Origin of the sequence: Tsukamurella spumae (assembly GCF_012396015.1) — a bacterium.
Lineage (GTDB): Bacteria > Actinomycetota > Actinomycetes > Mycobacteriales > Mycobacteriaceae > Tsukamurella > Tsukamurella spumae.
The window spans coordinates 16437-29153 of sequence record NZ_JAAXOQ010000014.1; the positions used below are offsets into that span (position 1 = coordinate 16437).

The window sequence follows — 12717 nt, forward strand, 5'->3', positions numbered from 1 at the left end:
TCAGGCCCTCGCGCGGCGGGCGAGCAGGAGCTGTGCGAGGGCGCGCCAGCCCAGCAGGAACAGCCCGAGCGCGATGGTGGCGACGATGACGAAGCTGACCTCGACGCCCTTGGAGGTGAGCAGGCCCCGGGCCGTCATGCCGAAGGCCACCGTCGAGATCCAGATGATCACGCCCGCGGGGAAGACGCGACCGGGGTAGAAGGCCTGTGCGCGCCCGGGCTCGTGGCCGCGCAGGGCCGCCAGCACGTAGGTGAAGGCCCAGCCCACGGCGAGGGCCAGCAGGAAGGGCCATGCGGTCTCGGCGAACCCGCTCGGCGAGAAGGCCTCGTTGTGGTTGAACCGCCCGATCACGACGAACAGCAGGACGAAGACGATGTCGAGGACGGCGATGACCGGGATGCGCATGTCACAACGGTAGACCGTGTTCGGCACGCGGTCGGGGCGCGGTCCTCCCAGACGCGCCCCGACCGGGCCTGACCCCCCGCCCCCCTCCACTCCGGGGCGATGTGAGCGTGCGGGTCGTCCGCTCACAGGTACAACGATGCCCGGGCCCCCTTGAGGGCCGGTTGCAGCGCGCTAAAAGGGCAGGTGGGAGAGCTAACTCGGGCTGGTCGACGGTCCGCCGTCGCCCTCGGGGGCGTCGACCGTGGGCTCGGTGTCCTGCGCGGGCCGCGCGGTGGCGGACTTGCCGCTGCCGGTGGCCGCATCGGGGTCGACGTCCAGGGTGGCGCGGTAGCTGCGGTACCCGACGATGATCACGATCCAGCCGACGACCACCACGAGGACGTAGCTGATCAGCCGGTACAGCAGGGTCGCCGTGAGCGCCGAGCTGGCCGGCATCCCGGCCAGCACGAGCGCGGGGACCAGGGCCGCCTCGACGAGCCCGAGGCCGCCCGGGATGGGGCTGACGGTGTTGACCAGCTTCGACGCGGCGTAGGCGCCGGCGAGCGCGGCGAGGCCGGGCGCGTCGCCGACGGCGTAGCAGGCGAACGCGAGGCAGGCCACGTCGGCGACCCAGTTGAACAGCGACCACCCGAAGGCCTCGGCGCCGTAGCGGCGGCTCAGCTTTACGGCCTGCAGCTGGTCGAGGATCTCCTTCCAGCGGGCGAGCCAGGTGTCCTCCGGCTTGTTGCGCAGGTCGTTGATCCACCGGATGAGCCGCGCCCCGACGACGTACAGGCCGTCCGGGTGCGAGGCCACATACTGCACCAGCACGATGAACACCACGAGCATCGCGACGGAGAACACCACCGAGTAGGGGCTGGTCTTGGCGCCGGCGAGGAGGCCGCCCGCGAGGCCGAGGACGGCGAGCCCGGCGGACATGAGCAGTCCGCTCATCACGATCTGCCAGGTCGCGACCACCGGGGAGGCGCCCCATGCCCGGGTGCGCCGGTAGACCAGTGTCGGCGCGAGCACCTGCCCGCCGGGCAGCGACTGCGACACCGAGTTGGACGCCATCTGCAGGCCCAGCGCCTGCCGCTGCGTCACGGGCACGCCCGCCGACCGCAGCAGGGTGCGCGTCACCTGGGCGAACGAGTCCATCGAGAAGAATACCGCGATGACGCAGGCGACGACCCACTCCCAGCGGATGTGCCCCAGCTCCCGCACCGATTTCGACACCGTCGGCCAGAACAGGTAGGCCTCGACCGCGAGGACGACCGCGAGGATCACCAGCAGCGTGCGCCGCGCCCACTTCCAGCGCCGCCGGTTCATCACCGGCCGCCTGCCGCCGCCCTCGGCGTCGGGGGTGATCGCTGCTGTCGCGTCGTCGGGCGTGTCCGCCCCGGCGGGACCGTCGACGTCCGCTCCCGGCTCCGCGGCCGGGTCCGGGCGATCCGCCCGGTCGGCCGATTCACCTTCGCTCATCGGCGCCAGCCTACCCACCGGTTAACGTGGGCACATGCAAGGCCTCGCTACCCGTCTGCGGCGCGTCGAGCCCGCGGACGGGGCCACCCTCGACGGTGGCGACCCGCGCGCGCCGCTGTGGCGCGGCGCACAGTGGTTCCGCGCGCTGTCGGTGCTCTACGCCGTCGGCCGGCAGGTCGACGAGGCGGACCGGTACCGGCACGTCGGCTGGAGCTGGGTGATGATCGGTGCCGTCGTGGTGGTGAGCCTGGTCGCCGGGTTCGGTTACGTGCGCGGATTCGGGCGGCACCGGTGGTTCGTGCTCGCCGAGTTCGCGGTCGCCGGGGTCCTGGCACTGGGCACCGTCTGGGTCGCCTCGCCGGCGTTCACCGCGCACAATCAGACCCTCCCGACCACGCTGTGGCTGACCAATCCCGTGGTCTCCGCGGCGATCCTGTCCGGCCCGGTCGCCGGCGTGCTCGGCGGCATCGTCATCGCCGCGATCAACGCGATCTACCGGGGCACCTTCCCCGAGACGACGCTCCGCGACGCCAACTATCCCGTCTTCATGGCGGTGGGCCTCGGGATCGGCGTGGCGGCACGCGTGGCCATCCGCTCCCAGGAGCAACTGCGCGCGGCCGAGCGCGTCGCCGCCGAGGCCCGCGCCCGGGAGCGCCTGGCCCGGGAGGTGCACGACGGGGTGCTGCAGGCCCTCGCCTTCCTGTCCCGACGGTGCGCCGCCCTCGGCGGTCCCGGCACGGAGCTGGGTGCGTTGGGCGAGCTCGCCGCGCAGCAGGAACGGGCGCTGCGGCGCCTGATCGCCGAGACGCCGGGAGGCACCGTCGAACCGGGGACCGCCGCCGACGGCGACCTGGTGGACCTGCGCGAGCTGCTGCGGCCGCTGGCGTCGTCGGCGGTGACCCTCGCCGAGCCCGGCGGGGCCGTGATGCTGCCCGCCCCGACCGCGGCGGAGGTGACCGCGGCGGTGCGCAACGCCCTGGAGAACACCCTCCGGCACGCCGGTCCCGCGGCGCGGTCCTACCTCCTGCTCGAGGACGTGGGTGACGCGGTCCTGGTCACCGTGCGCGACGACGGTGCCGGCATCGCGCCGGGACGGCTCGACGCGGCGCGTGCCGAGGGCAGGCTGGGGGTGGCGGAGTCGATCGTCGGACGGATGCGTGAGCTGGGCGGACGCGCGGAGTTGACGACCGGCGTGGATGAGGGAGTGGAATGGGAGCTATGGATACCCCGGATGTAGCCGCGAACGCGGACGTCTCCGTGCTGGTGGTGGACGACCACCCGATGTGGCGCGATGCCGTCGCGCGCGACCTCGAGGCCCGGGGCTTCGTCGTCGCGGGCACGGCGGACTCGGTGGCGGCGGCGGGGCGGATCGCGGGTGCGGTGCAGCCGCGGGTCGTGCTGATGGACATGTCGCTGCCCGACGGCGACGGCGCCGCGGGTACCGCGCTGGTGCTCGCCGCGGCGCCGCAGGCCCAGGTGCTGATCCTGTCCGCGTCGGACGAGCGTGACGACGTGGTCGAGGCCGTGAAGGCCGGGGCCTGCGGCTACCTGGTCAAGAGCGCCTCGGCGGAGGAACTGGTCGCGGCCGTGCACGCCACCGCCGCGGGGCAGCCGGTGTTCACGCCCGGTCTCGCCGGGCTGGTGCTGGGCGAGTTCCGGCGGATGGCCGCCGCGCCGGAGCCGACCCCCGCCGCGGCGCTCACGCCGCGGGAGACCGAGGTGCTGCGTCTGGTCGCGAAGGGCCTGTCCGCCAAGCAGATCGCCACCCGGTTGCACCTGAGCCACCGCACCGTCGAGAACCATGTGCAGGCCACGCTCCGCAAGCTCCAGCTCGGTAACCGCGTGGAACTGGCCCGCTACGCGTTGGAGAACGGGCTGGACTGAGCGCCTCGCGGCCGGGCCTCGCGCCCGGGCGGGGGAGCGAGGGTTTCGGCAGCGCGCTGCCGATGTTCGTGGACGCTGCCGATGGCCGGCAGCGCCCACGGGTTTGCGCAGCACGCTGCCGAAACCACACCGCCGACGGCCGTCGAATCGCCGATGCGCCCGGTCAGCGGCCCAGGATCTTCGCGGTCACCGCCTGCGGCCGCAGGTCCAGGCGGCGCAGGAGCTGCGCGTTGAGCGCCACCACGACCGTCGAGAGCGACATCAGGATCGCGCCCACCGACATGGGCAGCACGAACCCGATCGGCGCGAGCACGCCCGCCGCGAGCGGCACGGAGATCAGGTTGTACCCCGCCGCCCACCAGAGGTTCTGCTGCATCTTGCGGTACGAGGCCCGCGACAGCTCGATCACCGACAGCACCGACCGGGGGTCGTCGCTCGCGAGGATCACGCCGGCGGAGGCGATCGCCACGTCCGTACCCGCGCCGATGGCCAGTCCCACGTCCGCCTGGGCCAGCGCCGGTGCGTCGTTGACGCCGTCGCCGACCATCGCGACCCGCCTGCCCTCGTGTTGCAGCTCGGCGACCTTGGCCGCCTTGTCCTCCGGTCGCACGCCGGCGAAGACGCGGTCGATCCCCAGGTCGTCCGCGACGGTGCGGGCCACGGCCTCCGCGTCGCCGGTGATCATGACGACCTGGATCCCCAGGGCGTGCAGCGCGTCCACGGCCTCGCGGGACTCCGGCCGCACCTCGTCCGCCAGCGCCAGCGCGCCGCGCACCGCACCGTCGCGCAGGACGTGGAGGATGATCGCGCCGCGCTCACGCCAGGCATCGACGACGGGGAGCTCCTGTGCGCCTTCCTCGGCCAGCAGATGCGGCCCGCCGACGCGGACCGTCGCACCGTCGACGGTCGCCGTGACCCCCACGGCCGGAGAGCTGCTGAAGTCGGACGCGGCGGGCACCGTCAGGCCGCGGTCCGCGGCGGCGCGGACGATGGCGCGGGCCAGGGGATGCTCGCTGTCGGCCTCCGCGGCCGCGGCGAGGGTCAGGAGCGCGTCCTCGTCGCCGGTCACGGCACTGACCTCGGTGACGGTCGGCTCGCCCTTGGTGAGGGTGCCGGTCTTGTCGAACAGCACGGCGTCGACGGTGCGCATGCTCTCCAGGGACAGCCGGTCCTTCACCAGCACACCCCCCTTGGCGGCGCGCTCGGTGGCGATGCTGACCACCAGCGGGATCGCCAGCCCCAGCGCGTGGGGGCACGCGATCACCAGCACCGTGATGGTGCGGACCACGGCGTCGTCCGGCATCCCGAGCGCCGACCACACCACGGCGGTGATCGCCGCTGCGCCGAGGGCGAACCAGAAGAGCCAGCCCGCGGCGCGGTCGGCCAGCCGCTGCGCGCGGGAGCTGGAGTTCTGGGCCTGGGCCACGAGCCGGCCGATGCCGGCGAGCGCGGTGTCGTCGCCGATCGCCGTGACCCGCACCCGCAGACCGGAATCGGTGGCGACGGTGCCGGCGGTGACGGGGTCGCCGACGGTCCGCTCGACCGTGCGGGACTCGCCGGTGATCATCGACTCGTCGAGCGCCGCAGTGCCGTCCACGACGACGCCGTCCGCGGGCACGGAGCCGCCGGGGCGCACCACCACGACATCGCCCACGCGCAGCTCCGACGGTGCCACCGTCACCGTGCCCGCGCCCTCCACGCGCTCCGCCTCGTCGGGGAGGAGCGCGGCGAGCGAGTCCAGCGCGGAGGTGGTCTGCGCGAGCGAGCGCATCTCGATCCAGTGGCCCAGCAACATGATCACGATGAGAAGCGCCAGCTCCCACCAGAAGTCGAGCTCGTGGTCGAGGACACCCAGCGAGGCTCCCCAGGACGCGACGAAGGCGACGGTGATCGCCAGCCCGATCAGCAGCATCATGCCGGGCCTGCGGGAACTGATCTCCGAGACTGCCCCGGTGAGGAAGGGCTTGCCGCCCCACACGTACATCACGGTGCCGAGGATCGGTGAGATCCACTGCAGCCCGGGGAGATCCGGGAGGGTGTAGCCGATGATCATGGCGAACATACTCGACAGTGCGACCGTCGGGACGGCGAGCGCCAGCATGATCCAGAACAATCGGCGGAACTGCGCGACGTGGTCGCCGTGCCCGCCGTGCCCGCCGTGGTTCATTCCGGGCATCGCCGCCATGTCGTGCCCCGCGTGCCCCGCCATGTCATGCCCCGCCATGTCATGCCCGGACATGTCATGCCCGGACATGTCATGCCCGGACATGTCGTGCCCGGACATGTCGTGCTCCGCGTGTCCGACCATGGCGTGGGCACCGTGCTCGGCGTGCGAGTCGAGGTGCGTCCGATCGTGCTCCATGGCACGACCATATACCCCCATGGGGTACCTTTCAAGAGGTGCGGGTCGCCACGGATGCCGATCGCGTCGGCCGGTCGATCGACGGGGTGCGACCATGGACTCGGCATCGTCGTCGGTCGCGCGGGTGGCCCCGGGAGAGGTGGTTGTGCGTGAGACTGCGCCGGAAGGACACCGCACCGGATCGCGCCGCCGGTCACGACGATCACGGCGACCCGGGTGGCTCGACGCAGCGCGTGGCCCTGGCCTCACCGCCCGGCCGGTGGCTGGTGGCCGTCGCGGTCCTCGGCTCCGGCGTCGCCTTCCTCGACGGCTCGGTGGTCAACGTGGCGCTGCCCGCGATCGGGCGGGACCTCGGCGGCGGACTGTCGATGCTGCAATGGGTGCTCGACGGGTACCTGCTCACCCTGAGCGCGCTGCTCCTGCTTGGCGGAGCGCTCGGCGACAGGTACGACCGGCGCACCGTCTTCCTGGCCGGCCTGGCGGTGTTCACGCTCGCGTCCGTCGCGTGCGGGCTCGCTCCGACCGGCGAGATCCTGATCGGCGCGCGCGTGGTCCAGGGCATCGGCGGCGCGCTCCTCGTGCCCAACAGCCTCGCACTGATCGACACCGTGATCCGCGCCGAGGACCGGGGCCGGGCGATCGGCGTGTGGGCCGGGTTGAGCGGCGTCTCGTCCGCGATCGGGCCGTTCGTCGGAGGCTGGCTCGTCGATTCCGCGTCCTGGCGCTGGGTGTTCCTCATCAACGTGCCGCTCGCCGCGGCGGCCCTGGTCCTGACGGTCCGCCACGTCCCCCGGATCCGCGCGACGAGGGTGCGCGGCGGGCTCGACATCGCCGGCGCCTCCTGCATCACGCTCGGCCTGGCCGGTGTGACCTTCGCGATGATCGAGGCCCCGGTGCAGGGCTGGACGCCGATCGTCCTGCTCGCCCTCGCGATCGGGCTGGCGGCCGTCGCGGCGTTCCCGGTCGTCGAACACCGCGCCGAGGACCCGCTCGTACCGCTGCACCTGTTCCGGTCGGCGCGGTTCAGCGGCACGAACATCGTCACCCTCGCGGTGTACACCGGGCTGGGCGGCGCGCTGTTCCTGCTGTCGCTGCACCTGCAGACGAACCTCGGCTACTCGGCGCTGGAGGCCGGGCTGGCCTTCATCCCCTTCACCATCGTCATGGCGCTCCTGTCCGGGCGGATCGGCGCGCTCGCGCAGCGGACCGGCCCGCGCGCCTGGATGACCGCCGGACCCATGGTCGCCGGGGCGGGCCTGGCCCTGCTGGTCCGGGTGGTTCCCGGCGCGGGGTACTGGGGTGGGGTGCTCCCGGGCGTCCTCGTCTTCGGGCTGGGCATGGCCATGACGGTCGCGCCGCTCACCTCGACGGTGCTGGACGCGGTCCCCGCCGACTACGTCGGAGCCGCCTCCGGGGCCAACAACGCGATATCGCGGTTCGCGGGTCTGCTCGCCGTGGCCGTCCTGCCGCTCGCGGTGGGCATCACCGACCCGAGCGGCGACTCGCTCGCGGGCGGCTTCGCGCGCGCGATGCTGGTCTCCGCCGCGCTCTGCGTGATCGGCGGCGTCGTCGCGCTCGTGTCGCTACGCCCGGTCAGGCACCGTCGGACTGCGGGGAGAGGGCGAGCGGCGGATGGCCCGTGAGGTACTCGGGGGTGAGCAGGGAGTCGAGCGTCGCATCGTCGAGCAGGCCGCGCTCGCGGACGATCTCGACGACGCCCCGCCCGGACTCGAGGGCCTCGGCGGCGACGGAGGTCGCGGCGGCGTAGCCGATCGCGGGGCTCAGCGCCGTGACCACACCGATGGACTCGCCGACCATCCGCTCCAGCCGGTCCCGGTTGGCGGTGATGCCGACGACGCAGCGCTCGCCGAGCACCCGCGCCCCGCGCGTGAGGTGGGAGATCGATTCCACCAGCGACCGGGCGATGATCGGCTCGAAGGCGTTGAGCTGTAGCTGCCCGCCCTCGGCGGCCATGGTGATCGTGACATCGTGGCCGATCACCTCGTACGCGATCTGGTTGACCACCTCGGGGATCACGGGATTGACCTTGCCCGGCATGATCGACGACCCGGCCTGCACGGCCGGCAGATGGATCTCGCCCAGCCCGGCGCGCGGACCCGAGGACAGCAGTCGCAGGTCGTTGCAGGTCTTCGACAGCTTCACCGCGATCCGCTTGAGCACGCCGCTGAGCTGGACGAAGACGCCGACATCCGCCGTCGCCTCGATCAGGTCGGTGGCGCCGACCAGCTCGTAGACGCCCGTGATCTCGCGCAGCCGCTCGATCACCCGCGACCGATAGCCCGGATGCGAGTTCAGCGCGGTGCCGATCGCGGTGCCGCCGATGTTGAGCTCGTGCAGCAGTCGCGTGGCCTCCTGCAGGCGCACGATGTCCTCGCCGAGGGTGGTCGCGAAGGCGCCGAACTCCTGCCCGAGCGTCATGGGGACCGCGTCCTGCAGCTGGGTCCGTCCCATCTTCACGATTCCGGCGAACTCCCCGGACTTGGTGCCGAACGCGCCGCGCAGCTCCGTGAGCGACTCCTGGAGCTCGCGCAACTGCGTGATCAGGGCGATCTTGACGGCGGTCGGGTACACGTCGTTGGTGCTCTGGCCGAGGTTCACGTGGTCCAAGGGGCTCAGGGTCGTGTACTCGCCGCGCGGCCTGCCCAGGTGTTCGAGGGCGGCGTTGGCGATCACCTCGTTGGCGTTCATGTTGGTCGAGGTGCCCGCGCCGCCCGCGATGGTGTCCACCAGGAACCACTCGTGCAACTCGCCGCCACGGATGCGCTCGCACGCGGCGACGATCGCCCCCGCCTTCTCCTCGTCGAGCAGTCCGAGATCGCGGTTCGCCGTCGCCGCAGCCTGTTTCACCGCGGCCAGCGCGTTCACCAGATGAGTGTGGGTCGCGATCGGGATGCCGGTGATCGGGAAGTTCAGCAGCGCCCGGGCGGTGTGGGCGCCGTAGTACGCGTCGGCCGGAACGTCGATGTCGCCGAGCAGATCGTGCTCGCTGCGCGTCTGGGGAGAGGTCATGCGTCGATCGTCGCGCACCGTCGGCGATCGAAGGGCCGTTTGCGGGATACGGACCGGGCCCGACGGTGCGCTACCGCTCGGTCGGACGGTACGAGGCCAGCCCCAGGGCGACGACGGTGAGCTGTCGGGAGGTCCGGTCGACGAGCTCGGCCTCGTCGCGGGTGTTGCGCGCGTCGATCCGCACGAGCTCGGCGACGAAGCCCAGCATGATCGTCACGTAGAGGTCTGCCACCATGTCGAGGTCCTCGACGCTCCAGTCGCTCAGCGGAGGAATCCGGGACAGGTCGTGGGTGAGCTCCTTGGCGAACAGCCGCAGTTCGACGTCGATCGCCCGCTGCAGCTCCGGGGAGCCGCCGTACCGCTCGCGGACCAGGAACTGGAACTCCGCATCGTTGCTGCGGGCCTGCTTCGCGACGATCCGGATGGCCTCGGGGCCGCTGGGCGCGACGCCCTCGCGCCGACCCTCGCGGAGCATGCGGCGCAGCACGCGCATCGCGTCCTCGACCAGGGTGACGCCGAGATCGTCCATGGAGGCGAAGTGGCGGTAGAAGGCGGTGGGCACCACGCCCGCGGCCTTGGCCACCTCGCGCAGCGACAGGCTCGCGAACGAGCGTTCACCGGCCAGGGCCAGCGCCTCGTCGAGCAGGGCCTGCCGCGTGCGCTCCTTGGCCTCCGCCCGCGACGGCCCCGGGGTGTGCCGTTCGACGGCGCGCGGGGTCGGTCTGGGCATGGGTTCGAGTCTATCGCCCCTGCGTCGGGACGCCGCCGTGGAGGCTGTGGCCGAGGTCACCGAACAACTTCTTGACGAGGAACGGACAGCTACGTGCATACTGTGAGTGTACAAGCGTGCACTGAACGGAGAAACACAGCCATGAGCCGCTTCACCCGATTCGCCGGCAATGTCATCGAGGCCGTGCTGACCCCGCACGCCGTGGACCGCTACCTCGAGCTCGTGGACCCGATGGTCACCTGGACCGAGATCCGTGGTCGCGTCACGGCCGTCAGCCGCCGCACGGACCGCACCGTCACCTTCAGCGTGACCCCCACTCGCCAGTTCGAGGGCTTCCAGGCCGGACAGTTCATCCAGGTCAGCGTCGTGATCGACGGTGTCCGTCAGACCCGCTGCTTCTCGCCCGCGAGCTCGCAGCACCACGCGGGGGACCTCGAGTTCACGGTGACCGCCGACGCCGACGGGCACGTCAGCAAGCACCTCCGCGAGAACCTCGCGGTGGGCGACGTGCTCGGCCTCACGCCGGCGGGCGGCACCTTCACCCTGCCCGGAACGCCCGGTGACCGCCCCGCGAGCATCCGCCTCATCAGCGGCGGAAGCGGCATCACACCCGTTCTCTCGATCCTGCGCACGCTCGTCGATGAGAACTACGGGGGTGAGGTCGCGCTCCTGCACTTCTGCCGGGACTCGGCGGACAACCCGTACCGCGCCGAGCTGGAGCGACTCGCCCGGTTCGGCACCGTGTCGGTGACCTACGTGTACACCCGCGCGGGCGGCCGGCACCTCGGCGCCGAGCACATCGGGCAGCTCGAGGGCTACGGCGACATCGGCCTCGCGTGCGGTCCCGCGTCGCTGCTGGAGGCCGCGAAACAGCTGTACACCGATGCCGGCGTCGAGCTCCGCGTCGAGGAGTTCACCCCGCCGGTGGTGTCGGCACCGTCGGGCGAGGCGACCGGAACCCTGCGCTTCACGGAAGCGGGCACCGAGGTCGACAACGACGGCCGCACCATCCTCGATCAGGCCGAGTCCTCCGGCCTGTTCCCCGAGAGCGGCTGCCGGATGGGCATCTGCTTCTCCTGCACCGCCGTGCGCAAGTCCGGCTGCACCACCAACGTGCTCACCGGCGAGACGGACACCGAACCCGACCAGCACATCCAGCTCTGCATCAGCGCGCCCGTCGGCGACGTCGAGATCGCGCTCTAGCCGCACCACACAGATTTCAAGGGGAGAACACCATGACCGAACAGATCACCCTCACCGCCGAGCAGGTCGAGATCATCGGCGAACGCTTCGACGCCATCCGGACCCGCGTCCTCAACGACCTGGGGGAGAAGGATCGCGAGTACATCTACAAGATCGTCCGCGCCCAGCGCGGCTTCGAGATCGCCGGCCGCGCCATGATGTACGTGCCGCCGCTCTGGCCGGCCGCCGTCGCCTCGCTGGGCCTGTCGAAGATCCTCGACAACATGGAGATCGGCCACAACGTGATGCACGGCCAGTACGACTGGATGCGTGAGCCGGGCCTGAACTCCCGCGAGTTCGAGTGGGACACCGTGTGCCCCGCCGATCAGTGGAAGCACAGCCACAACTACCTGCACCACACGTACACCAACGTCCTCGACATGGACCGCGACATCGGCTACGGCATCCTGCGCATGGCGCCGGAGCAGAAGTGGAACCCTTACTACCTGGGCAACCTGGCCTACGCGAGCGCGCTCATGGTGCTCTTCCAGTGGGGCGTGATGCTGCACGACCTCGAGACCGAGCGGATCGTCAAGGGCGAGCGCAAGTGGGGCGACGTCAAGGAGCTCGTCGCCGGGATGCGGAAGAAGGCCGGCAAGCAGGTCCTCAAGGACTACGTGATCTTCCCCGCGCTCACCGGCCCGCTGTTCCCGCTGACCTTCCTGGGCAACATGTCCGCGAACCTGATCCGCAACCTGTGGACCTTCTCCATCATCTTCTGCGGGCACTTCCCGTCGGGCGTGCAGACCTTCACCAAGGAGGAGACGGCCGAGGAGACCCGCGGCGAGTGGTACGTCCGGCAGATGCTGGGCTCGGCGAACATCGACGGCGGCCGCCTGTTCCACATCCTGTCCGGCAACCTGAGCTTCCAGATCGAGCACCACCTGTTCCCCGACCTCCCCGCGAACCGCTACCCGGAGATCGCCGCCGAGGTCCGCGCGACGTGCGAGGAGTTCGGCCTGCCCTACAACACGGGCTCGCTGCGGGCCCAGCTCGGCTCGACGTGGAAGAAGATCGCCAAGCTCTCGCTGCCGAACAGCTGGACCAAGCAGGAGCCCGACCTCGCCGTGACCATCGAGCGCGCCCGCCACGAGGACGCCGCGTCGAAGGCCCTGGCCGCCGCGGGCTGGCAGCGCGCCGTCGAGCGTGAGATGGTGTCGGTCTAGTCGTCGACCGGACCAGGAGGACCGCAGTGGGCAAGATCGAGCGGCGCAAGGATGCTGCACAGGAGGCCGTCGAGTCGACGGCCATCCGCGTCGGCCGGATCGCGACGATCATCACCACCGCCGTCGCCGACGTGGCGCGGGAGATCGGCGACGCCGTGAGCGACGCCCTCGAGATGCGGCAGGCGGCCAAGGCCGCCGCCGCCGACGAGGCCCGGCAGGCGGGCCGGACCCGGCAGGCGGGCGAGGCCCCGCAGGCCGACGAGGCCCGGCCCGCGCCCACCGGGCGGCCCGAGGCCGAGCGGCCCGAGACCGGGCCGCAGGAGCCGGATCGGCCCTCGTCGACCTCGACGCCGTAGCTCCCCGCCGGGCCGCCACCCCGACGGTCCATCCCCGCCGTGGGCAGGGAGCCCTCGGTGCCAGGTCGTAGAACGTCAACG

At 71.8% G+C, this 12717-nt stretch carries 11 protein-coding genes; 6 read left to right on the forward strand and 5 right to left on the reverse strand.

What is annotated here, in order from left to right:
- Positions 1-405 (reverse strand): DUF3054 domain-containing protein, encoded by a 405-nt coding sequence (locus tag HF999_RS11830; RefSeq protein ID WP_168546070.1) that lies wholly within the window; start codon positions 403-405, stop codon positions 1-3.
- Between the two features lie 192 nt (positions 406-597).
- A complete protein-coding gene (locus tag HF999_RS11835) occupies positions 598-1713 on the reverse strand; it encodes a lysylphosphatidylglycerol synthase transmembrane domain-containing protein (RefSeq protein WP_168546144.1) in 1116 nt (371 codons plus the stop codon).
- A 187-nt stretch (positions 1714-1900) separates the two neighbouring features.
- Here HF999_RS11835 and macS point away from each other — a divergent pair, with 187 nt between their 5' ends.
- Positions 1901-3103 carry a MacS family sensor histidine kinase gene (gene macS, locus HF999_RS11840; RefSeq protein ID WP_168546071.1) on the forward strand — a complete coding sequence of 401 codons (1203 nt, stop codon included), beginning with the start codon at positions 1901-1903 and terminating at the stop codon, positions 3101-3103.
- A complete protein-coding gene (locus tag HF999_RS11845; RefSeq protein ID WP_376766489.1) occupies positions 3085-3750 on the forward strand; it encodes a response regulator in 666 nt (221 codons plus the stop codon). The genes macS and HF999_RS11845 overlap by 19 nt, the downstream gene beginning before the upstream one ends.
- A gap of 163 nt (positions 3751-3913) precedes the next feature.
- Here the strand turns inward: HF999_RS11845 and HF999_RS11850 are convergent, their stop codons facing one another.
- Positions 3914-5959 (reverse strand): heavy metal translocating P-type ATPase, encoded by a 2046-nt coding sequence (locus HF999_RS11850; protein WP_246207700.1) that lies wholly within the window; start codon positions 5957-5959, stop codon positions 3914-3916.
- Between the two features lie 302 nt (positions 5960-6261).
- Between HF999_RS11850 and HF999_RS11855 the strand changes: the two genes are divergently transcribed.
- Positions 6262-7755: an MFS transporter gene (locus HF999_RS11855; protein ID WP_312854114.1), complete on the forward strand. Its 1494-nt coding sequence runs from the start codon at positions 6262-6264 to the stop codon at positions 7753-7755.
- On the opposite strand, the gene HF999_RS11860 is transcribed toward HF999_RS11855, so the two are convergent.
- Positions 7706-9142, reverse strand: coding sequence for an aspartate ammonia-lyase (locus HF999_RS11860; RefSeq protein WP_168546073.1), 1437 nt, complete (start codon positions 9140-9142; stop codon positions 7706-7708). The genes HF999_RS11855 and HF999_RS11860 overlap by 50 nt on opposite strands.
- A 70-nt stretch (positions 9143-9212) precedes the next feature.
- Positions 9213-9872 carry a TetR family transcriptional regulator gene (locus tag HF999_RS11865; RefSeq protein ID WP_246207684.1) on the reverse strand — a complete coding sequence of 220 codons (660 nt, stop codon included), beginning with the start codon at positions 9870-9872 and terminating at the stop codon, positions 9213-9215.
- 141 nt (positions 9873-10013) lie between these two features.
- On the opposite strand from HF999_RS11865, the gene HF999_RS11870 reads away from it, so the two are divergent.
- The 3 genes from HF999_RS11870 to HF999_RS11880 are packed head-to-tail and all read left to right on the forward strand — an operon-like array spanning position 10014 to position 12636.
- A complete protein-coding gene (locus HF999_RS11870) occupies positions 10014-11075 on the forward strand; it encodes a flavin reductase family protein (protein ID WP_168546075.1) in 1062 nt (353 codons plus the stop codon).
- A 32-nt stretch (positions 11076-11107) separates the two neighbouring features.
- The gene (locus HF999_RS11875; protein WP_168546076.1) at positions 11108-12280 is read left to right on the forward strand and encodes a fatty acid desaturase family protein; all 1173 of its coding nucleotides are present in this window, start codon (positions 11108-11110) and stop codon (positions 12278-12280) included.
- Between the two features lie 26 nt (positions 12281-12306).
- The gene (locus tag HF999_RS11880) at positions 12307-12636 is read left to right on the forward strand and encodes a hypothetical protein (RefSeq protein ID WP_168546077.1); all 330 of its coding nucleotides are present in this window, start codon (positions 12307-12309) and stop codon (positions 12634-12636) included.
- Positions 12637-12717: the final 81 nt, after the last annotated feature.